Source organism: Novosphingobium sp. 11B (assembly GCF_054589055.1).
The window spans coordinates 11,759-33,876 of record NZ_BAAILP010000297.1; the positions used below are offsets into that span (position 1 = coordinate 11,759).

Genomic DNA, 22,118 nt, shown 5'->3' on the forward strand with positions numbered 1-22,118 from the left:
CCCAGGCCGCACTCTGGCCGTCATCGCGCGTGAGGCGCGGCTGTTCGCCTATTCCTCGGGGAATTTCGGCAAGGCGCTGGTCTTTGCCGGGGCGGACATGACGATCCTGTTCCTGCTGACCGACCTGCTCGGCCTGAGCGCGACGGCGGCCGGGTCGCTGATGCTGGTCGCGCTGGCGGGCGACCTCGTGTTCGATCTGGTCGCGGCCGCGCTGGTGATCCGGCTGCGGCGCAAGGGGCGCGGCTATCGCTGGCTGGTCGCGACCGGCACGGTGCCCTGCGGCATGGCCTTCGCAATGCTCTACGCCATGCCTGCTTCCGGTCTCCATCAGGGCTGGCTGCTGGCGGCGGCGATGCTGGTGTTTCGCGGCGCCTACGCGGTGATCGACGTGCCGCACAACGCGCTTATGGCGCAGATGACCAGCGACAGCCGGGCGCGCGGGCGCGTATCCGGCTATCGGCTGTTGTTCAGCACCGCCAGTTCGCTTTGCGTGGCGATGGTGCTGACCCCGCTCGTGCAGCATGCCGCGCGCAGCCGCGCCTTCGATGCGCTGGCGGTGACCGGAGCATTCGCCGCAGGGCTTTTCGCGCTGACCATGATCCTGTGCGTCGCGACCTCGGGACGTCAGGCCGGGACGTCAGCGGATGCCGCCGGACAGGACGCCATCCGCGTGCCGCTGCGCGATCCGCTGGTGCTGGGCATGGGCCTTCTGGCGCTCGTCACCGGCTTCGCGATGCCGACGTTCGGGCGGATGATCCTGTTCATCGGCACATACGTGGTCGAGCGGCCCGATCTGGTCGCCACGCTGCTGCTGGCGATGACCTGCGGGCAGTTTGCCGGGGTGCTGTTCTGGACCGCCCTGACGGCGCGGATGGATCAGGCGCGGGTTCTGGCCATGGGCCACGGCGTCAGCGCGGTGGGCTTCGTGCTGTTCGCCCTGTGCCTGGATCGTCCCGATGCCCTGCTGGCCTGTGTGGCGGTGATCGGCTTCGGCCTCGCCTCGGTGTTCATGCTGCCCTGGGGGCTGCTGGCCAACGCGGTGGACTTCGTGGCGCTGCGCCATGGGCGGCGACTGGAGACGGGGCTGTTCGCCTTCTACCTCGTCGCGGTGAAGGCCAGCGGCGCGGCGGCGACGGCGTTGATCGGGTGGTCGCTGGGTTGGTTGGGCTACGTGCCCGGAGAGCACCAAGGCACTTCGGTCGAAACCGGCATGCTGGCGCTGGGACTGGGCCTGCCGCTGGTGGGAGCCTTGTCCGCCGTCGTCCTGCTACGCCGCTTCGACATCGGCCACGCGCGGCACGCCCGGGTACGCGCCGCGCTGGATCGGAAAGTTCAATCGGGCGCCGAGCCGGTTTCCGGGTTGAACTTCGGGTTGGCGAAGTCGATCGGCGAAAGTTCGACCTTGGCCGGAGGCGCGGCGCTCTCGGCCCAAGCGCGGCAGAGCATGTCGCGCAGCATCGTCGCCCCCGCAGCCGTGCGTTCATAGACCATCTCGCGCACGCGCTGGTCGGTGAAGTCGGCGAACTGAGCGCGCTTTTCCAGCGCGAAGACCTCGCCCACCTTGTCGCCCGAGTGGTCGAGATAGGCCAGCACCGCGTCGAACATGTCGCCCGAGGTCCGGCCGGGCTTGCCGATACGCGGGGCGATGTCGGCCACCGTCAGCTTCATGCCATCGACGAACTGGCTCTCGAAGCGGCCGTGGACGGTGCGGTCAGTCGTGTAGCCATGCGGATTCGGCCCACGCCAGCCGTCGCTGCTGACCGAATCGTGCATCGGGTTGGCGCCGTCGCCGATGTAATGGCCGAGGCGGATGACGTCGAAAGCGCAGTTCTGCTCGGCCACGGACGCGTCCTTGCCTTCCGCGTTCGCCGCGCGGATGCGGCGCATGCACGCAACGATGCGGTCGTAAGCCTCGATCGCGGCATAAGGCAGCGTGCCGGTCCAGCGCACATTGGTGCGCGCGGCGGTCGCCGGATCGCTGTCCTTGATCTTCTCGTACTGCTTGTAGAGTGCGATCACGAACTCGTAGCGCGAGCGGGGGATGGGCTTGAGGAACGTGAACTGTTCGCGGAACCAGCCGTGGTTGGGGTCTTCCTCGATCTTGGAGAAGTTCTCGGAGTTGCCCCGCCAGCTGTCGGGGAGCAGCGAGGAGGCACCGATATAGTCCTCGTACTTGCGCAGGAACACCGGGCCGTCCTCGGGGATGGCCTCGATCGCGGCGCGGTCGATGACGGTGTGGGCAGTGCCGCCCCAGGCCAGCGCGGCAGTGGGACTGAGGCCGAGTGCGGCGATGGTGGCGAGGAGGATGTTACGCATGGGGAACGGCTCCGATCAGGGATCCAGCGGATCGCGCGGGTCCACGCGCGCAGAAAGGGCGGATGGGCGAAATTCCAGCTCGGTCAGTGAGACGCGCGCACCGATGGTGCCGGGCTGGTAGCCCAGTTCGCGGTTGTTGCGCGCCGCAAATTCGGGGTTCTCGATCATCGCGCTCTGGTCCGGGTTGCAGACGATCAGCGTGTCCTTCTCCAGCGGGGCGCCCATGGTCATCAGCAGGCGCGAGGCATTGCGCAAGTTGGTGGTGGTGTGGCGCGCGTGCGGTTCGATGACGATGGCCTCGGCGGGGACGCCGTAGCGCTCGATCAGGGCGCGGCGCATTTCCTCGGCTTCGGCGAAGGCGGTGGCGCGCGGGTGGGCATGGCCACCGGTGAGGATCAGGAACGGCGCGTCGCCTGCCGCGAAGCGCTGCGCGGCAAGGCGCACGTGGTACTTGCCGTAAGGGCTGAGCGGCATGCCCGCGACCTCAGGCCCGACGCCGGTGACGATCAGTGCGCTGTAGCGGTAGCGCTTCCAGTCGAGGCCCTTTGCGCGCCTGAAGGCCGGGGCGTTGAGGCCGCCGGTGAGCGGCTCATAACTGATGGCATCGCGGCGGTCGGCGGCATCGAGCAGCGCCAGCGCATAGTCCAGGCTGGGATCGAGCGCCTGCAGCGAATTCGCCCGCACCGTCTGCGACAGCCATGTGGCCGCCTGCAGACGCGAGCGGGCCTCCTGCGGGTCGACCATGCCGGCACCGTCGATGCCGGGATAGGACGGAACCTGCCCCAGCCCATACGTGCGCACGATCGTGTTGATGCCCGCGATCTCGCGCCCGGCCTGCGCGGCGGGGCCGTCGTCTGCGGCCTTCCCCGAGGCAGCAGCGGCGAGCACTTGCGCCTCTCCGTCAGTCCAGACCATCGCCTGCGCCACGCAGCCGAGGTCGGTGCCGCAGGCCGCCCGCCGGTCGAACCGGGCGCGCAGCATCGCGGCGACTTCGGGGCGAGCCTGCAGCGCATTGAGCGCCGCAGGATCGCGGCCCAGCGCGTCGAACAACGGGAACAACCGCTGCGACAGGCTCTCCGTCACCGTGTCCCTGACGGCCTGCGCATGGGCGCAGACCGTCGTGAGCGAGAGTGCCGCAGCAACGGCAACCGCTGCCATGCGCGCCGGACCTTTCCGCATTACCCCGCCCTTACCAGGACTTGCCGATGACGAGGCGGAAGTTGCGGCCGAAGATCGGACGCCCGTAGATCGCCTCGGCGCTGCCCTGGCCTGCCAGCGAGTCGGTGCGGGTATTGCCTTCGGTCAGGCCGTAGGCGTTGAACAGGTTGTCGCCGACGACCTGCAACTGCCACGTGCCGTGCTTCACCGTCACGCCCGCGCCCACGGTGCCATAGGCGGGCAGCGCAGTGTTGTTGTAGAGATCGACGAAGCGCTTGCCCATGTAGGTGTAGCGGCCATAGATCGACACGTCGGTGTCGCCCGTGGTGAAGTCGAAGCTCGGACGGATGTTGCCGTAGACCTTCGGCTGGCGGACGATCTGGTTGCCCTCGGCCTGCTCCGGGTCGGCGCCGGTGCTGCTCTGGAAGTTCTTGTACTTCGGATCGCTGACGGTCAGCGCACCATTGAGGGTGAACCACGGTGTCACGCTCCAGGCGCCGTCGAACTCGATGCCCTTGACCTGCGCTTCGCCGATGAAGGGCACGTTCACGTCATTGCGGCCCGTGGTCGGATCGTAGGCCAGGAACGAGGCATTGAGCGGGTCGAAGTTAGTGTAGAAGCCCGTCACATAGAGGTACGAGCGGCCCATCGACAGCTTGAGGCCCGCCTCGAACTGGTCGGCGACGGTGGTGATGATCGTCGGGTTGATGCTCATCACGGTCTGGACGTTGGGCGGCGTCTCGAGGTGCGAGGCGCGGCCGTAGACGCCGATGTGGCTGGAGAAGTCGTAGTTCGCGCCGATCGTCCAGTTGGTGACGTTGGGCTTGAGCTTCTGGTTCAGGATCACGCCGGTGAAGGCGCGGGTGCTGTCGTCGGCCAGCGTGGTCGTGTCGCCAAGGTTGGCGGCTTCGGTCAGCGCGGCCCAGCCCTTGTAGCTGTAGCGTTCGTGGCGGATGCCGCCGTCGATGCGCAGCCCGGGCACGATTTCCCAGGTGTCGTTGGCGTAGAGCGCGAACATCTTGGCGTCGCTGTCGCCCTGGTTGAGCGTGGCGGCGTAGTTCAGCACGCCGTTGTCGGTGACGCGGCCCAGTTCGGTGCCCGCGGCGTTGTAGGCGACGAGGTCGAGCGTGCGCGGCTTGCCGGACACTTCGATCAGGTAGTTCTGGTAGAGGGTGCGGCTGTCCTCTCCGTAGAGGCTGCCGTAGACGCCAAGCTTGATGTCGTGGGTGCCGATGCCGGTGTCGAACTTGCGTGCGACCGAGAGGTTGGCCTGACCCGAATAGAACTTCGAGTGGATGTCGCGGTACTGGCCCTGCATGACGAGGCCCGAAGCGGCATAGGGATCATAGACGGTGTTGGTCCCCGCCAGCGTGTAGCCGAAGTGGTCGACCGCGCCGAACGCCGTGGTGGCGCGGGCGAGGTAGCCTGCCGCGAAGGCGTTGCCGTCGGCCGGGTTGGTGGTCGAGTAGAATGCGGTGAAGTCGTTCTTGCCCTGCGTGTAACCGGCAGCGGCGGTCACAAGCCACCCGTCGAAGTCGCCTTCGTAATGCGCGCCGAAGTTCACCATCTGCATGTGGCGGCCGTCCGAAAGATCGGAATTGCGGCTCTGCACCACGCCGTTGCCGTCACGGTACTTGAGGTTGACGTTGCGGAAGGCGGGCGAGTTCATCGTTCCATCGAAGTAGTCGATGTACTGGTTGAGCGACGCGCCGGTCAGCGGATTGTTGGTCGGGATCGGCAGATAGAACGTGTTGTGATCGTTGACGTAGTTGAAGTTCAGCTTGATGAAGCCGTTATCGGTCACATGCTTGATGTTGGCGCGGATCTGGCCGCCCTTGTCGTTGGGGAAGCCGTTGTCGCGGTAGCCGTCGTGGTAGCGCATGAAGCCGCCGACCGCGTAGTAGGTGTCCTTGGCCAGCTTGCCCGCCTGATAGGCGTCGAGGCGGTAGAGGCCTGTATCGCCCAGCGTGACCTGCGCCTTGCCGCGCGCTTCCTCGCCGCCGGTGACGGTGATCGCGTTGATGATCGCGCCCGAGTAGCTGGCGTAGACCGGGGCCGGACCGCCGCGCACGACTTCGACGTGGTCGGTCATCAGGTCCTGTTTGAGGATGGCGTCGCCGCGGAAAAACACGCCGTCGTTCTCGTGGAACAGCGGCAGGCCGTCCTGCTGGAAGCTCACGAAGCCGCCATCGTTGGGCAGGCCGCGGATGCGGTAGATGTTCTGCACTTCGCCGCCGGTGATCTCGGTCTGGAAGCCGGGAAGCTGGCCGATCAGGTCCGCGAAGTTGACCGGGGCGATCTTCTCGAAGTCTTCCTGCGAGATCGTGTTGACCGCGTAGGACACGTCGAAGCGGCGCTCGGCGCGGGTCGAGCCGGTGACGATGATGTCGTCGCCGGTCGATTCGTTCGAAGCGGTGGGCGCGGCAGCGGGCGCCTCGTCGGCGTAGGCGGGCGTGAAGGCGGTGGCGAGTGCGGCAAACGCCGCGCCGGTGGCGAGAACGGACTTGAGCATGACGGCCCCTCATGAATCTGGGTCGCCGGGGAGGCGGCGACGGGGGCGCTCTGGACGTAGTGTGTGACGTTTTTAATTATTGTTGTGAAAATAAATAAAACGACCTAGCGCGCCCGGGACAACGAGGATCCCCATGGCTACTCCCGCATTCGATATCGACCAGCGGCGCATCATTCATGAACTGCGCAAGGCGGGCGCGCTGTCGCGCTCGGCGCTGGCGGAGCGGCTGGAGATCAGCCACACCGCCCTCACCCGCATCTCCCGCGAACTGCTGACGCTCGGCCTCATCGAGGAAGTGACCGAAGGCGGCGCGCAAGGGCGCGGACGCCCTGCGATCCCGCTGCGGCTGGCGTCGAAGGGCGGCTATGCGGTGGGCGCCACGGCGCACAAGGGCCTGCTCGACATCGCCATCGTCGATTTCGCGGGCCAGACCATCGCCACCCACCGCGAAGACAGCGCGCCGATCGACCCCCGCCAGTTCGCGCAGCGCGTCCGCCGCGTGACGCACGACCTTGTCGACCGACATGGACTGCTCGGCCAGCGCATGCTCGGCATCGGCGTGGCGGTGCCCGGCCCGGCGCTCTCGCTGGAAGGCGAGCGGTGGAGCGTGGTCGAGGACATGCCCGGCTGGCGCGGCACGCCCTTGCGCGAGATCCTGAGCGCCGAACTGGGCTGGCCGCTGTGGCTGGAGAACGACGCCAACGTCGCCGCCATCGCCGAGTTCTACATGGGCGGCCTGCTGCGCGAATTCTCGACCGTGGTGGTGCTGCTGCTCGGCTACGGGATCGGCGCCGGGGTCATCGTCGACGGCCGGCTGGTACGCGGCCAGTTCGGCGTGGCCGGGGAAGTCGGCTGCCTGTTCCCCGGCGACCGTCCGCGGCCGAGCCCGCTCGACCTGCTCTCCACCTTGCGCGCCAGCGGCTGCGACCTGACCTCGGTGAGCGAGATCGACCTTGCCTCCGAAGCCCAGCGCCCCGCGATAGAACAATGGATGGACCGCGCCGCGCGGCAGTTGGAGGTCGTCGCCGACACCGCCTTCGCCTGGCTCGATCCCGGCGCCATCGTGCTGGCGGGTGCGGTGCCCGGCGACGTGCTGGAGGGTCTCGCCTCGCGCCTGCGCGCGGCCTCGCTGGTGACGACGGTGGACGGGCGCGGCCCGCCGGTGCGCGTGTCCGGGCTGCGCGGGTCTCCGGTTACGCTGGGCGCGGCGCTGCTGCCGATCCACGCGATCTCCGCGCAGAACTGAGCGCAAGCCGGAACGACGGACCCTCTCGTCATCGGCGCTCACTCCCGCTAGAGGAGACCGCCGAGCGAGGGGAGCACCACGAAGCATGAACGTCTACCGCCAGAACGCCCGCGTCCTGACCGCGAGCCTCGTGGGCACCGCCGTCGAGTTCTACGACTTCTACATCTATGCGACCGCCGCCGCGCTCGTCTTCGGGCCGCTGTTCTTCCCGGCCGAGTCCGCGACCGTCCAGCACCTTGCCGCTTATGCCAGCTTCGCCATCGCCTTCATCGCGCGGCCGGTGGGAGCGACGCTGTTCGGGCACTTTGGCGACCGCGTGGGGCGCAAGTCCACGCTCGTCGCCTCGCTGCTGCTGATGGGCGGGGCGACGGTACTGATCGGCGTGCTGCCGACGTATGAGAGCGCGGGCTGGATCGCCCCTGCCCTGCTGTGCCTGATGCGCTTCTGCCAAGGCCTGGGCCTTGGCGGCGAGTGGGGCGGCGCGGCGCTGCTGGCGGTCGAGAGCGCACCCAAGGGCTACGAGGCGCGCTTCGGCATGTTCCCGCAGCTGGGCGCACCGGTTGGGTTCTTCGCGGCCAACGGGCTGTTCCTCGTGATCAGTTCGGTGCTGAGCGATGCGGAGTTCGCCGCCTGGGGCTGGCGCATCCCCTTTCTGCTGAGCGCGGTACTCGTCGGCCTCGGCCTGTGGATCCGCTTCCGCCTTTCCGAAAGCCCGGTCTTCGCGAAGGAAGACGACCACCACCGCGCCATCCCCGTGGTCGAGCTGTTCCGCACCCACATGCGCGAGACGGTGGCGGGCACTTTCGCGGTGATCGCCTGCTTCGCGCTCTACTATCTCGCGACCACCTTCGCGCTGGGTTACGGCACCGCGACGCTGGGCTTCGGCCGTCAGCAGTTCCTCGGCGTGCAGTTGTTCGCGATCCTGTTCATGGCGGTGGGCATCGTCGTTGCGGGCTATGCGGCCGACAGGCGCTCCTCGCGTTCGGTGCTGATGTTCGGGTGCTTCTGCGCGGTGCTGCTGGGCACGGTGATGGGCCTGATGTTCTCGACCGGATCGCTGTTCGTGATCGGCGTGTTCCTGTGCGTCGCGCTGTTCACCATGGGCCTCGTCTATGGCCCGATCGCAGAGCTGCTGCCCCGATTGTTCAAGGCGCGGGTACGCTACACCGGCGCCTCGATCGCGTTCAATGTGGGCGGCATCGTCGGCGGCGGCTTCGCGCCCGCCGTGGCGCAGGGGCTGGCCGACAGCGGCGGCGTGCTGTTCGTGGGCCTCTACATTTCCGGCGCGGCGCTCCTCAGCCTGTTCGGGCTGATGGCGGTGCGGGCCGAGCGGGTTTGAGCGAAGGCAGGAAAACCCACCCCCGGCCCCTCCCGCAAGCGGGAGAGGAGAAAGTGTAGTTCAGCCCTCCCGCTCATCCTGAGCTTGTCGAAGGAGGGAGGGCTGGGAGGCTCGGCCCGAAGGGCCTAGCCGGACGGGGTGGGCCTCAGAGCCGTGCCAGCATCTGCAACGATGCGCTGAAGTAATCGCTGTCCAGCGCCACCGGCGGAGTCGATCCGATCAGCCGCGCCGCGATTGCCGCGCCGCCGCTGGAGAGCGCATAGTTCGCCTCCTCGCCGGTCACCACGTCGACCCACGCCGGGATCGAGCGGTGCTGCGCGATCCGCGAGCGCCACCAGTCCGCCACCGGCTGCACCAAAGTGGAACGCCCCCCGACCGCAGCGTAAAGCGGAATACGGATCGCGTCGTAGCCAAAGCGCGGCGGCTTGCCGACCGCAGGGGCGACGGCATTGTAACCGCTCACCGCCACCCAGTCGCTCGGCAGGGAATGCATGCCGAAGCGCGCCAGCGTGGTGATCGCCTCGCAGTCGCGGACCACACCGCCCCATGTCGCAGCGCCGTCCGCCTTGGCGAACTGGTCGAGCGCGGGCCACACGAAGTAGGAGGGGTTGAGCATGACTTGCGCCCCTTCCGCGAACCCGACGACGCCGGGCAGCAGCAGTTCGCGCCCGAACCGCGAGATCACGCAGTGCTCGCGGATCGCCTTGCGGACCTGGCGCGCGCGGTCGCTCCACTCGGAGCGCTTCCACCGCTGACCGGCAAGCGCCAGAGCCCAGGCGATCACGAGGTCACCGTCGGTCGCATTGTTGGGATCGGAGACGGGCACCGCCGCCGTCGGATCGTACTTCCACGAATGGAGCGCCATGTCCTCGCGCCCCAGGGTGTCCTGCGTCCACTTGGCGATGCGCTCGAAAGCCTCGCGGTCCCCGGCGCGCAGGGACAGGATCATGCCGTAGCTCTGGCCCTCGGAGTGGCTGATGCGGCCGTTTCCGGTGTCCACCACGCGGCCCTCGGGCGCGACGAAGCGGTCGCGCCACTGGGTCCATAGCGGGTCGTTGACCTGCTGGGCCCGGCCCTGGCTGGGCGCGGTATTGCAGGCGGCAGTGAAGGCCATCAGCGCCCCCAGCGAAAACGTGCGACGATCGACCTTCGGCCGGAAAATGGAGTCAGCGGCCATGACGAAGCTCGAGCGTCTCCCCCTTCCATTCCGCAGTGGTGCGCAGCGCCGGTCCGCTGCCGAGGACGCGGAACCAGCTGTCGTAGGCCCCTTCCAGAACGCCGAGCAGCATGCGTGCCCAGTGGCCCGCACGGTCGGGCGCGATCTCGGTCGGCAGGTCGCGGTGGCGCACGATGATGGCCTCGCGGCCGACCGCCAGTTCGATCTCGCCCCAGTCCAGCGCCTGCCAGAACGCGTTGATCCGCGCGCAGAGCACCGATGCGTCGTTCACGCCGTCAAGCGGTTCCAGCGCGGCCATGCGGCGGCCGATGGCGAGGAAGAAGCCGTGCGCCTGTTCCTCGGGGATACCCTCGGACACTTCCGAGGCGGTGGCGATCGCCAGCAGCGCGAGGCCGCCGACGGCATTGTCCGAAGGCCCGCTGCGGGGCTGGGGAAAGGCCTGCATCTTCATTTACCAGTGCTCCCGAAGCTCTGCCGCACCCCAAGGATGGAGCGGAACTCGTCATAACTGCCGAACGTGTTGTACCCCAGTTCGCCGCCGATGCGGGTATTGGGCGTGATCTTGTAATAGAGCGACCCTTGCGCCGAAAGCGCGAAGCCGGTCTTGCTCAGGCTGTCGAAGTAGGAACGCACGTCCGAATTCTCGGCCTTGAGCGCGTTGAGTTCGGCCTGCGCGGTATCGTCAGTCGGGTAGATCGCCGTCTGGTCTTCCTTGTAGCTCTGGAAGCCCGGGGTAAACGAGGCGGCCACATCCCAGCGCGCGTCCTGCATGGTGTAGTTCACCGGGAAGCCGACCGAGATGAAGTTCTGCGGGCTGAAGTAGCCGCCGTTGCCGAACGTGAAGTAGTTCTGGCTCTTGTCGTAGGCCTGATAGTTCACGTTGAGGCCCACGGTGACGCGTGAATTGCGGCCCTTGTAGGCTTCCAGATAGCCGCCGACGTTGGCCTCGATACCATCGTTGTTCGCCACGTTCTCGCCGCGCAGGCGGTAGTAGCGTGCCTCGGCATAGACGCCCGAGCCGTTTTCGTCGTAGCTCAGACCGAGGCCGCCCGCCGTGCGCATCACCTGCCCCCAGCGCTCACCGGTGACGGGGTCGCGAGTGCCCGCGTAGGAGACGATGGAATCGGTGACCGGCTTCTGCTCGACGAAGGCGGTGGCGCGCACGTTCGGGCCCAGCTTGGGGGTGACGGCGGCGCGGCCTGCGAACTTGGTCTTGCCCATGCCGATGGGGGTAGTGCCGCCCTCGATCTGGACCCAGTCGTTCTCGTAGCCCGCCGACAGCGCGACGCCCGAACCGTTCTGGGTATCCGCGTTGACCAGCGCGGACGGCTGCGCCGCAACGATGCCCTGCGCCTCCGGCGTGGCGTTGCGGCCGAAACGCGCAAGGCCCGAACCGGTCGGGCGGCCCGCGTCGATCACCACGGCCTCGGCCTTGGCGAAGACGCGGCCACCGGCGGCGCCGGTCGAGAACTTGGCCGAGCCCTTGATTTCGTCGAGCTTGGACAGGCCGGTCTCGCCCGAGCGGCCGCGATAGCCGGTCTGGACGTCGACGCGCGGGCCGGTGTCCTGCGCCAGTTGATCGATCTGCGACTGGATTTGCGTCATCACCGGATCGCCGGCGTAGGCAACCGGGACTTGCGGGCCATCATAGCCCGGCGCGCTGGCCGGGGCGGCCCATGCCGCTGCCGGAGCGGTGCTGCCGCTGGGCGAGGCGTAGCGATCCGGGGCGGAGTAGTTTGCCTGCGGCGCCGCGTAGGCCTGCGGCGCTTGTGCTCCGGCGAACCCGCCGAAGCCGCTCTGGCCCGTTCCAAGCCCGACCGGCGCGGCGCCGAAAGCGCTTGCCTGCTGGGGAGCCGCGTAGCCGAACCCGCTCTGCGGGGCCTGCTGCGGATAAGCGGCCGGAAGGCGCGTGCCACTGCCGAGCGCGAACGGGTTCACCTGCTGCGGTGCGGCCTGCATCTGGTTCCGGAACGGGTTCGCGCCGCCTGCGGTGCTCATGCCCGCGAAGGGGTTGCCGCCCATCGCCACGCCGCCGCTCTGGCGCGCGTAGAGGGCACGGGCGTCCTTGAGCAGCGCCACCGCCGCACGGTCGTTGCCGCGTGCGCGCTCGACGTTGGCGAGGCCCATGCGGACCTGATAGTCCTGCCCGTAGAGCCGCAGCACCTGCTTCTGGGCCTGTTCCGACAAGTCGCGGTCACCCGCACCCTGTGCGGTGTCGGCAAGGCCGAGCAGCGCGTCCTTGTCGTTGGGCTTGCGCGCCAGCACCAGCTGGTAGGTCTGCGCCGCCTTCGCAGGCATCCCGCCGGTCTGGTAGAGTCGGGCAAGGCCGGACATAATCTCGGTATTGTCCGGCGCGGCGGCATAGGCCTGCTGGAGAATGTCGAAGCTCTCGGCATAGCGGCCGCCCATGCGGGCCTCGTCGGCCTGCCCGACCATCATGCCCGCACTGATGCGAGCGTAAGCCTTCTGTCCTTCGGCGCTGGAACCTGCCAGTTGCGAGGCGCGCTGGAGCGCCTGCTGGGCAAGGTCGCTGCGGCCAGTGCGGGTGAGGACGCCGATCAGGCCCTCGTAATCGGCGATGTTGTCGATGCGGCCGGTCGCGGCGTTGGCGGCGACTTCGGCCGCACCCTGCGTGTCGCCGAGGTCGAACAGCGCGTTGGCGACGGCGGCCTGCTTGCCCGCGGGGATCGAGGCCATCGCGCCGAGCTGGCGCAAACCGCCCACTGCCTGCGCGCCCTGCCCGCTGGCGGCCATGGCCTTGGCGCGGGCGATGGCGGCGTCGGTCTTCACGCTGAGCGCAAGATTGCGCATCGGCGCGGTGCGCTGCGTTTCGGGGATCATGGTGATGAGGCGGTCGGCCTCGCTCGCCCGGCCGAGGTCGTTGTTGAGCAGCGCGGCGGCATAGAGCGAGTCGGCATTGCCGCTGGTCGCCAGTGAACGGATCAGCGATTCCGCTTCGGGCACGCGGCCGCGCTCGATCTGGAACTGGGCGAATTCGTAGCGAATCCACGGATCGCTGGGGTCGATGACGAGGCCCTGCTGGAATTCGCGCACGGCGCCGAAGTCGTCACCGCGCTCGGCGGCGGCGAGCGCCCGCCCGCGCGCGGCGCGCAGCTGCAGGCGCTTGTCGTCGGCAGCGGTGCCGCCCTGCGCGGCCTGACGATAGAGGTCGGCGGCGTCGGCATAGCGGCCCTGACGCTCGTAGACGTCGGCCAGCAGTTCGAGCGCCGGGCCGGGCTCCTTGTAGCCCGAGCGCGCCAGCTGTTCGGCGCGGCTCTGCGCTTCGGCGAGGCGGTTCTGGGCGATCAGGCCCTTGGTCTCGTCCACCCCGGCGAAGAAGCGCGCAGCGGAAAGGCCCTCGGCCCACTGGCTCGCCTTGCCATTCGCCGAAGCCTGTTCGAGCAGGCTGGCCGCTTCGGCGAACTGCCCCTCGCGCAGCCGCACGAGACCCAGCCCGCCGAGCGCATCGGGATCGCGGCGGTTGACGCCAAGCGCGCGCTGGAACTGCGAGGCCGCCGAGCCGAGGTTGCCGTCGTTGAGCGCATCGAAGCCCGAGACACGGGCACGCCCCGCGCGGTCGGCGGCCGAAACGGGAGCGGGCGTCGGGGGCGGCGCAGGCGTCGGCTTGGGCGCAGCGGCGCGCGCAGGAGCCGGGGCTGCCTTGGGCGCGGGTGCAGCGGCAGGCTTGGCCACCGGCTTCGGCGCGGGCTTGGGAGCGGCCGGCTTGGGCGCCTGTGCCGGAGCCTTGAGCGCCGGGTTGTTCGGATCGAGTGCGCGGGCGCGCTTCAGCGCCTGCTGGGCCAGATCCTCGCGCCCCTTCGAGCGCCAGTACTGGGCCTGCTTCACCAGCGCCTCGACGCCCGCGCTCTGCGCCTCGGCCACTGCGGGCAGCGCCCCAAGAGTCAAAGGCGCGGTCGAAAGCAACAGGGCGACACCGAACTTGGAGGTACGCGAAATCGTCATGCGTGATCGTCCTGGCGCGCGAGGCGCTTCTGGGCCTGTCGGCGGAAGAAGATGTAGGCAGGTCCGGCAAGGGCCAGCGCCAGCAGCAGCGTGAACACACCCAGCATCATCGGGCGCTGGCTGACGTAGTAGGCAAGCTTCATCCAGATCGGCAGCGAGCCGACCCAGTAGCGGTTCGACAGCGCAAAGCTGGTCATGCCGTCACCGCGCGTGACGGCAAGGTCACCCTGGATCGCGGCGTTGATCTTCACGTCGGCCATGCCGTCCACCAGTGCGGGCAGCGCGGCGCCATCGTCCGACAGCAGCGCGACGACCGTGCGGTCCGAGGCATAGGGCGACTGGAAGCTGACGATGCCGGAGAACCCTTGCGCGTTGTAGACCACCGGCGCGGCGGCCATCGGGTCGTTCTCCTGCGAACCGCCGAACAGCGCCGTCACGTACTGCAACGGGGAGCGTTCGGACACGCGCAGGCGGCCGTTCTCATAGCGCACCGGTGCGTCGGCGAACATGTCCGCCTCGGCCAGAGCGGTGCCGCCGATGACCAGCACGTCCTGGCTGGCGAGTGCATCACCGTCGATCGAGGAGGTCACCGTCACCGCCGTCACCGGAACGCCGGTCGAGTCGCCGAAGCGGCCCATCAGCGTCAGGAACGCCTGCACCGAGGCCATCGACGGGTTCGGCGCGACGACCACGGTGGTCTGCGCCAGGTCGGGGCTGGCGGTGAAGGGGAAGCCGGCACCCGCGAACGTCGCGAGGTCGGGCATCATGATCGCGTGATAGGCGCTGGTGAGGTCGATGGTGCTCTTCGGGTCGACCGAGACGCGCACGTTGTCCGGCAGGGTGCCGGTGCACTTCTTCTTGTCGGCGATGAGCAGGTTGTAGTCGTAAGTCAGCTCGTTCTGGCCGAACAGGTTGTAGCGCGGCAGCGTGACGGTGGCGTTGGAATCCGCGCTCTTGGCGCCGGCCGGGCCGAACAGCTGGCTCCACCAGGCGGCGCCGAGCGGCAGCGTCTTAAGGTACTGGCCGTTGATAGAGACGTCGAGGCGCGAGGCACGCTTGTCCAGCCACTGCGCAACCGGATAGCGGTAGCCGAGGTTCAGCTTGCCGCCTTCGCGCGGCCAGAAGAACAGGTCGGGCGCGACGCGGAAGCGGGTGGTCAGCGGGCCGGGCGGGATGCCCATGCCCTGCAGTGCGTAAGGCTCCATGATCGAGCCGAGCTCGACCGGTTTGTCGGTGGTCAGCCAGCGTACCGCGCCGTAACGCGGCCATGCCGGGATGCGCACGCCGTCGAAGCTCATGCGCTGGCCGCCGAACACGCCGCGACCGAGCGCGACGGCAGCGGCGGCGAGGCGCAGGTCCTCGTCGTTGCGGCCCATGATGACCAGCAGCGTGCCGTTGGGATCGTTGGGATTGCGCACGGCAGCGGCGACGGGGCCTCCGGCGGGCGCGATGTCGAGGCCGGGGATGCCCTGCGTGCCCTTCAGGAACACGATGGCATTGCCGCGCGGGATCGAGCCGACGACCGGCTGGAAGCTGAAACCGCGATAGCTGGCCAGCGAGCCGAGCCAGCTGGCGGTCGCGGCGGCGGCCTGAAGCTCACCGGCGCGCGGCTGCGTGGCGAAGACGAAGGGCATGCGCAGCGGCACGTTCTGGCCCTTGTCGAAGAACGGCAGCGGCAGGCGCGACAGGTCCGGGCCGAAGGTCAGCGGCTGGTAGCTGAAATCGAACCACGAACGGGTGTTCGAGATGTTCGCCCACAGCGAGGAATGGAACGGGTCCTCGCAGTCGCGCGCATAGTGGCCGATCAGGCGCAGGTTGAGCTGGTTGTCACCCGGCAGCAGCAGCGCAGGGTTTACCGGGACCTCCAGCACCTGCCCGGCGGCATTGGCGCGGGTCAGCGGCACCGTCTGCGCGACTTCGCCGTTGACGATGACCACCAGCTGGCTGAGGTCGTCGAGCATCGAGGGCGACCAGGCCATCTGCAGGCGCAGCACGGCGCCGGTGGCGATGCGGTCCTGGCGCATGCCGAAGGGGATGCCCATTTCGCCCTGCGTTCCGCGCAGGCGGATCGGCTGGGAGACGCGCAGGTCCTTGAGGGTCAGGCGCTCGCTCATGCCGCTGGTGTTGGCAACGCCCGGATTGGCGGCGGAAGCTGCAGTTTCGGGCGCCTTGGCGGTCGGCTGGGCGTGGACTTCGGAAGTGCCGAACAGCAGCCCGGCAGCCCCCAGGGCGACGGCACCGGCCAGCATCGCCGCCTTGGCGAGCGGCAGGCCGCCCTTGCCCTTGCCGTTCTTGGGGTCGTTCTTCTCGGCTTCCTTCGCCGCCTTGGCCATCGCCGCGCGCTTGGCGGCGTTGGCGGCCTTCATCTGGCGGCGTTCGGCGAAATTCAGACGCAGCATGCGCTTCAACGTGACCATATCCACCCTGAGAATGTCGCCGAACGAACGGGCCGTGCCGACCATGGCCGGCGGTCCCCACGGCTGCCACGCATCCGCGCGGCCCATGACGGCGCGCACCAGATGGCGGCCGGCGAGAATGTCGAGCTTTTCGAAGCGCACGTAGGAATTGCGCTGGTTCGTACGCATCGTCGTGACCGGGATCGAGAGCACCTCGTCGCCCATGGCCATGGTGATGTGGCTGACGGTGCGATCCTTGGTCGGCAGCTCTTCCGGCAGACACAGCGCCGCACCGCCCATCGAGATGTCGATGGTTTCGGCCGGAACCGTGTGACCCGAGGCGAGGTAGGCGGTTACTGGCAACTGCACCGGGATACGGATGTCCACGCGCTCCTGCCGGGTCTCGCGCGCCACCGAGACGGCAGCGAGCAGGATCGCGAGGGAGAACAGCGCCCAGGCCACGTTCAGCACCAGCGTATCGGTCTGGATGTTGAACATGTACGGGAAGAACGCCCATTTCACGACCGCCATGGTGATCCCCAGGATCACGAAGCCGATGCAGATGAGGTGCGGCTTGACGATCGCCCAGTCGAAGTAGGTCTGGTCGAGCAGCGAGCCCTTGTCGGTCACGTTGAACTTGCCCTTGCGCGGCTGGAACCAGGTCATGACCGTGGGCTTGACGAGGTGGAAGGCCAGGATCGTCTCGTAGACTTCGCCCCAGTACGGACGGCGCCAGCCGCCCTGCGTCTTCTCGTTGGCGACCGACGAGCAGAACAGGTGCGGCAGTGCATAGGCGAAGATCAGCCCGGCGGACGCCTGGATGATGTTCTGGCCGAAGATCAGGTAGGCGAGCGGGCTGGTCAGGAACACGATGCGCGGCACCGGATACTGGAAGTGCATCATCGCGTTGAGGTAGCAAAGGCGCTGCTGCCAGGTGAGGCCGCGGCCGAGCAGCGGATTGTCGATGCGCAGGATCTGCGTCATGCCGCGCGCCCAGCGGATGCGCTGGCCGACGTGGAGCACGAGGCGCTCTGTCGCGAGACCCGCGGACAGGCGCGCCGAGATGTACGCGGTGTTCCAGCCGGTGCGCTGCAGCTTGAGCGCGGTGTGCGCGTCCTCGGTCACGGTCTCGCCCGCGAAGCCGTTGGTCTCCATCAGCGCCTCGCGGCGGATGATCGCGCACGAACCGCAGAAGAAGGTGGCGTTCCACAAGTCGTTGCCGCCCTGCACCGGGCCGTAGAACAGGTCGCCCTCGCCCGGCATGTCGCCCATCGTCTGCGCAAGGTTGCGCTGCACGGGATCGGGCGAGTACATGTGGTGCGGGGTCTGCAGCAGCGCCAGGCGCGGGTCCTGCTGGAACCAGCCGACGGTGAGCTGCAGGAAGGCGCGGGTCGGCACGTGGTCGCAATCGAAGATCGCGATCAGTTCGCCGTCGGTCTTCTTCATCGCCGCGTTCAGATTGCCCGCCTTGGCGTGCAGGTTGTTGTCGCGGGTGATGTAGCCGCAGCCCGCTTCCTTGGCGAAAGCGCGGAAATCCGGGCGCTTGCCGTCGTCGAGGATGAAGACGCGGTAGCGGTCGACCGGATAGTCGAGGTCCATCGCCGCGAAGACCGTGTTGCGCACGATCTCGAGGCTCTCGTTGTAAGTCGGGATGTAGATGTCGACGGTCGGCCAGGTGTCCGGCTCGCCCTCGGGCTCGATCACCGGGCGGTCGAGCGGCCAAGTGGTCTGCAGGAAGCCCAGCAGCAGGATGACCCAGGCATAGAGTTCGGCGAGATAGAGCACGCCGCCGAACAGGAATTCGAGGGGGGTGTTGAACTCGATCGTCTGCGTCGTGCGCCAGAACAGGTAGCGGGTCGAGACCAGCACCGCCAGTATGCCGAGCGCGACCGCGCCCATGCGGCCCTTGATCCGGCGCATCACCAGCGCGCCCGCCATCGTGACGCCCGCGCAGACCCACTGCGCGGTGCCGTCGAGCGGCACGCCGATGACGACGGCGGCGATCCCGATGATCACCGCGACGGAGGCATAGCGGGCGAGCCGGTTGTCCAGCACGCGGGCGGCCAGTTTCTCGATCATGCGGCGCGGCTCGGAGATGACGAGGAATGGGACGAAGCGGCGGGATTGGAACCCCGCGCCACCCACGGGCGGCCGGGGGTCTCGAGCGCCGGAACCAGCGCGGCGCCGATCATCTTCACGTCGGCGAGCGCCGCGCTGGAGGGCGCATACTTGCCGAGCGGCTGGAGCATCGCGATCGCCTCGGGCACCGATTCGTCAAGGCGGACGCGGCCGAGCAGGCGCGCGCCCACCAGTTCGCGAATGAACGCCGAGGAATGGCGCGAGAGGCGGCGCGTCTCGTCCAGAGCGTTGATCACGAAGCTGGTCGAAGCGATGTTCTCGGGGCTCGCCTCGTCCAGCACCTGCGGCATCAGCGCAAGGGTATCGGGCGCGGCGTTGATCACGCAGACGTTGGCGCTGGCGTGCGGCACGACGCGGCGCGCGAAAGCGAACTCGCTGGCGGGCACGTCGATGACCATCACCTTGTCCTGCCCGGTTTCGAGGAAGCCGAGGTCGCGCAGGGCGGGGACAAAGTCGTTGTCCTCGGGCGCGGTGGTCAGGCTGCGCAGGTCGATACCTGCGGCGAGCACGGCATCCTCTGCCGGCGCGAACAGCGAGGGCAACGACATCGCGGGCTGGAGGCCGAAGTGCAGCGGCATGGTGTCACGCTGGGTGGTCGTCAGCACGGTGACGTCGGCGCCCGCCTCGGACAGCGCCATCGCGATATGCGCGGCGATGAAGGTGGTTCCGGCACCGCCCTTGAGGCCGTGGGTTACGATGACGGGCATCAGATCTTCCCCTGCGAGCCGAGATCGGACAAGTGGCGGAGCATGGCGCGTACGTCCTGCTGCTGCGCACCCCCGCGCCGATCGGCGGGGATGCTCGCGGCGGGGCCGTTGCCATAGCGGCTGAACAGGGAACTCAGACTTTCGCCGGAATAAGTCTCGACCACTTCGGCGGGAGCGGGTTCTGGCTTTGCCGCCACCGTCGCCTCGGACTGATCGATCGCCTGCAGGCGCGGATCGCGCAGCAGTGCTTCGAGGATCGGCCACAGTTCCAGTTCGCTGAAACGATCTTCGAATTCCTTGTAGGCGAAGTCGTTCTTGCCAAGCCGGTCGAGCAGATTTCTGGCATCGATGCGCATAAGAACCCCTGTATGAACACGTAAATTCTGCACAAAGAATGGTTAAGAAACCGTATGTCGCAGCTAACGGATCATCGATTCCCCCTCCGGTAAGGAGGGGAAAGGTGCCATTCCGGCAACAGTGTTGCGCAAAACAGGCAAAACAGGGGCTCAGTCGTGCAATCCTTTGCAAATTAACCATGTCTTATAACCGCTGAATTTCCCGCGCCAACACATGATTCGGGGAAAATACGCATTGCTCTGAAGGGCACTGCCGCAAGGATTTCAGGGCTATAGCAGCAGCGTCACGGCCGGACGGTTGCTCCGGTTAACTATCCCGGAAGGACCACTCGACAATGCCGGAGCCAAGTCCCGCGACCGAAGCCCCGGCGCCCGCGATCATGGGCGTCGATGCCCTGCACGTTCCCGATTCGCCGGACGGTGACCGCCGCCACGCCCGCGAGCAGGTTGAAATGCTCGCTCGTTTCCGCCGCGACCTTGCCAGCCATACCATCGTCCTCAAGGACCTGACCCCGCTCGGCGCGCGAATCGAGAGTGTCGGGCCGCTGGAAATAGACGAGGTCATCGCCCTCACCCTGCCCGAATGCCGGCCGATGATCGCCTTCGTCGCCTGGACGAACGGCAATGGCGCCGGGCTGGAATTCGTTCACCCACTGCCGGACGACCTTTTCGCCGAACTGGTCTCGCAATACGGTCTCACCAGCGAAGATCCGGCGCGGGCCTGATCAGCTTACGGCCGGTTCCAGCAGCCGCAGGGTTCCCGCATCGGCGTCGATCTCGGCCATGGCGCCTTCGGGCACGCTGATCTGGCCGCCGACGTGACCGATCATCAGCCCCTGGAACGCGGGCATGCCGAGCGACGCGAAACGCTGGTCGAGCACCTCATAGACGGTGAAGTTGGAGAACCCGCCGTCAGGGTTCTCGCAATGGGTGCATTGTCCGAAGACCACGCCCGCCAGCCGCTCCAGCAGCCCGGCCAGCGCGAGTTGGGTGAGCATCCGGTCGATGCGGTATTCTGCCTCGTTGGTCTCTTCCAGAAACAGGATCGCGCCGTCGAAGTCGGGCAGGTAGGGCGTCCCCACCAGAGCGCTGAGTACCGCGAGATTGCCGCCGATCAGCCTCCCCCGCGCCTTGCCGCCCCGGAAGGTCCTCACTGCCGGTCCCCGTCCGCCGAGGTTCGGCCCGGCGTAGCTTGGCACCGCATAAGTCGGCATCGCCCCCTCGAAAGCCAGCTCGCGGAACGACTCCCATGACGCGGGCGACCACGAAGTTGCGGCGGTGGGACCATGGATCGAGACCACCCCGGCCCGCGCCAGAGCGAGGCACAGCGCGGTATTGTCGCTGAAACCGGTGAACAGCTTGGGGCTCTTGCGGATCGCCGCGAAGTCCAGCAGCGGCAGCAGCCGCGCCGAGCCCCAACCGCCGCGCACCGCCATGATCGCGCGCACGCCCTCGTCCGCGAACATCGCATTGAGATCGCCCGCGCGCGCCGCGTCGGAGCCCGCCAGATAGCCCTCGCGCGCGGTCAGGTGCGGGGCGAAGCGCGGCTCCAGCCCCATGGCCCGGACAGTCGCGCCAATCTCGTCGAGGCCGAAGCGGTCGGCCACGAACCCTGCCGGAGCGACCAGCCCGAGCACGTCGCCGTTGCGCAGGCGCGGCGGGCGCACCATATCCCTGGCCTGAGCAGGTGGAGCCGCCAGCGCCCGTAATGCAGGAAAAGCGAGAGCCCCGCCTCCGATTCCCATCAGGGCTGCGCGCCGCGTGAAGGCCGATCCGTTCATCATGCCCGCAGCCTAGTTCCTGTACGAATGCGTGCAACAGTGCGCACACATATCCGTTCTCGACGCGCGCCCCGCGTCATGCCTAAGATGAGCCAATGACTGAAAAAGAAGACAAAGACCTCACCGAACGCCGTTTCTACAAGGCCGAGCAGGAAGCCGGTTTCGCCGAGCAGCAGGCCGACACCATCCAGACCGGCCACCCCGCATATCAGCTGGCCTTCCGCGACACCGACTTCCTTTTGCGCGACGAACTGCGCCCGGTGCGCTTCCAGCTCGAACTGCTCAAGCCCGAGATGCTGCTTGAGGAAGCCAACATCGGCTCGACGCTGGTGATGTACGGCTCCGCCCGCATCCCCTCGCCCGACAAGGCCGATGCGGTGCGCGCCGCTGCCGTCACCGACGAGCAGAAGAAGGTCGCCGACCGCCTTGCCGACAAGGCCAAGTATTACGAGGAAGCCCGCAAGCTCGCCCGCCTCGCCAGCCAGTGCGCCATCGTCGAGAAGGGCATGCGCCAGTTCGTGGTCTGCTCGGGCGGCGGTCCGTCGATCATGGAAGCGGCCAACCGCGGCGCCGCGGAAGTCGGCGCGGAATCGCTGGGCCTCAACATCGTCCTGCCGCACGAGCAGGCGCCCAACCGCTACGTGACGCCGCGCCTCTCGTTCCAGTTCCACTACTTCGCGCTGCGCAAGATGCACTTCCTACTGCGCGCCCGCGCGGTGGCCGTGTTCCCCGGCGGTTTTGGCACTTTCGACGAGTTCTTCGAACTGCTGACGCTGATCCAGACCGGCAAGATGAAGCCGATCCCGATCCTGCTCTACGGCCGCGAATTCTGGGAACGGGTCGTCAACTTCGAGGCGCTGGCCGAGGAGGGCGTCATCAACGCCAAGGATCTCTCGCTGTTCCGCTGGTGCGAGACCGCCGAGGAAGGCTGGGGCCACGTCCAGCAGTTCTACGATCTCGACTGCGGATGATGGTCGTTCGAAAAATCCGAACACAATAAGCGAACTTATCCGAGTGCCTTGAATGAG

Annotated in this window: 14 protein-coding genes and 1 pseudogene; 5 read left to right on the forward strand and 10 right to left on the reverse strand. The window is 67.8% G+C overall.

The window, feature by feature from the left end; all coding sequences use genetic code 11:
- Positions 1–97 precede the first annotated feature (97 nt).
- Positions 98–1,228 (forward strand): annotated as a pseudogene (locus tag ACYPYD_RS25570) (MFS transporter); the annotation flags it as partial.
- 104 nt (positions 1,229–1,332) lie between these two features.
- On the opposite strand, the gene ACYPYD_RS25575 reads toward ACYPYD_RS25570, so the two are convergent.
- From ACYPYD_RS25575 to ACYPYD_RS25585, 3 genes are read right to left on the reverse strand one after another with little or no spacing between them, the layout of a single operon-like run.
- A complete protein-coding gene (locus tag ACYPYD_RS25575; protein ID WP_008831184.1) occupies positions 1,333–2,316 on the reverse strand; it encodes a phospholipase C/P1 nuclease family protein in 984 nt (327 codons plus the stop codon).
- A gap of 15 nt (positions 2,317–2,331) precedes the next feature.
- The gene (locus tag ACYPYD_RS25580; RefSeq protein ID WP_459666354.1) at positions 2,332–3,495 is read right to left on the reverse strand and encodes a YdcF family protein; all 1,164 of its coding nucleotides are present in this window, start codon (positions 3,493–3,495) and stop codon (positions 2,332–2,334) included.
- 10 nt (positions 3,496–3,505) lie between these two features.
- The gene (locus ACYPYD_RS25585) at positions 3,506–5,986 is read right to left on the reverse strand and encodes a TonB-dependent receptor (protein WP_459666356.1); all 2,481 of its coding nucleotides are present in this window, start codon (positions 5,984–5,986) and stop codon (positions 3,506–3,508) included.
- A gap of 133 nt (positions 5,987–6,119) precedes the next feature.
- Here ACYPYD_RS25585 and ACYPYD_RS25590 point away from each other — a divergent pair, with 133 nt between their 5' ends.
- The gene (locus tag ACYPYD_RS25590) at positions 6,120–7,232 is read left to right on the forward strand and encodes an ROK family transcriptional regulator (RefSeq protein ID WP_008831187.1); all 1,113 of its coding nucleotides are present in this window, start codon (positions 6,120–6,122) and stop codon (positions 7,230–7,232) included.
- A gap of 85 nt (positions 7,233–7,317) precedes the next feature.
- A complete protein-coding gene (locus ACYPYD_RS25595) occupies positions 7,318–8,571 on the forward strand; it encodes an MFS transporter (protein ID WP_008831188.1) in 1,254 nt (417 codons plus the stop codon).
- Between the two features lie 145 nt (positions 8,572–8,716).
- Here the strand turns inward: ACYPYD_RS25595 and ACYPYD_RS25600 are convergent, their stop codons facing one another.
- Genes ACYPYD_RS25600 through ACYPYD_RS25625 form a run of 6 tightly spaced genes read right to left on the reverse strand, consistent with a single transcriptional unit; the run spans position 8,717 to position 19,309 of the window.
- Positions 8,717–9,748, reverse strand: coding sequence for a glycosyl hydrolase family 8 (locus ACYPYD_RS25600; RefSeq protein ID WP_459666358.1), 1,032 nt, complete (start codon positions 9,746–9,748; stop codon positions 8,717–8,719).
- A complete protein-coding gene (bcsD, locus tag ACYPYD_RS25605) occupies positions 9,738–10,199 on the reverse strand; it encodes a cellulose biosynthesis protein BcsD (RefSeq protein WP_008831190.1) in 462 nt (153 codons plus the stop codon). Before bcsD ends, ACYPYD_RS25600 begins: the two co-directional genes overlap by 11 nt.
- Positions 10,196–13,711: a cellulose biosynthesis protein BcsC gene (locus ACYPYD_RS25610; protein ID WP_459666362.1), complete on the reverse strand. Its 3,516-nt coding sequence runs from the start codon at positions 13,709–13,711 to the stop codon at positions 10,196–10,198. Before ACYPYD_RS25610 ends, bcsD begins: the two co-directional genes overlap by 4 nt.
- Positions 13,708–18,186, reverse strand: coding sequence for a UDP-forming cellulose synthase catalytic subunit (gene bcsA / locus ACYPYD_RS25615; RefSeq protein ID WP_459666364.1), 4,479 nt, complete (start codon positions 18,184–18,186; stop codon positions 13,708–13,710). Before bcsA ends, ACYPYD_RS25610 begins: the two co-directional genes overlap by 4 nt.
- Positions 18,183–18,953 (reverse strand): cellulose synthase operon protein YhjQ/BcsQ, encoded by a 771-nt coding sequence (locus ACYPYD_RS25620; RefSeq protein ID WP_008831193.1) that lies wholly within the window; start codon positions 18,951–18,953, stop codon positions 18,183–18,185. Before ACYPYD_RS25620 ends, bcsA begins: the two co-directional genes overlap by 4 nt.
- A complete protein-coding gene (locus ACYPYD_RS25625) occupies positions 18,953–19,309 on the reverse strand; it encodes a hypothetical protein (RefSeq protein ID WP_008831194.1) in 357 nt (118 codons plus the stop codon). The genes ACYPYD_RS25620 and ACYPYD_RS25625 overlap by 1 nt, the downstream gene beginning before the upstream one ends.
- 335 nt (positions 19,310–19,644) lie before the next feature.
- Between ACYPYD_RS25625 and ACYPYD_RS25630 the strand changes: the two genes are divergently transcribed.
- Complete coding sequence (locus ACYPYD_RS25630; RefSeq protein ID WP_459666368.1) at positions 19,645–20,034, forward strand: hypothetical protein; 390 nt, start codon at positions 19,645–19,647, stop codon at positions 20,032–20,034.
- Here the strand turns inward: ACYPYD_RS25630 and ACYPYD_RS25635 are convergent, their stop codons facing one another.
- Positions 20,035–21,093 carry a S66 peptidase family protein gene (locus ACYPYD_RS25635; RefSeq protein ID WP_459666370.1) on the reverse strand — a complete coding sequence of 353 codons (1,059 nt, stop codon included), beginning with the start codon at positions 21,091–21,093 and terminating at the stop codon, positions 20,035–20,037. It abuts the gene before it with no gap.
- Between the two features lie 92 nt (positions 21,094–21,185).
- Here ACYPYD_RS25635 and ACYPYD_RS25640 point away from each other — a divergent pair, with 92 nt between their 5' ends.
- Positions 21,186–22,061, forward strand: coding sequence for an LOG family protein (locus tag ACYPYD_RS25640; protein ID WP_036525749.1), 876 nt, complete (start codon positions 21,186–21,188; stop codon positions 22,059–22,061).
- The last annotated feature ends 57 nt before the right edge of the window (positions 22,062–22,118 follow it).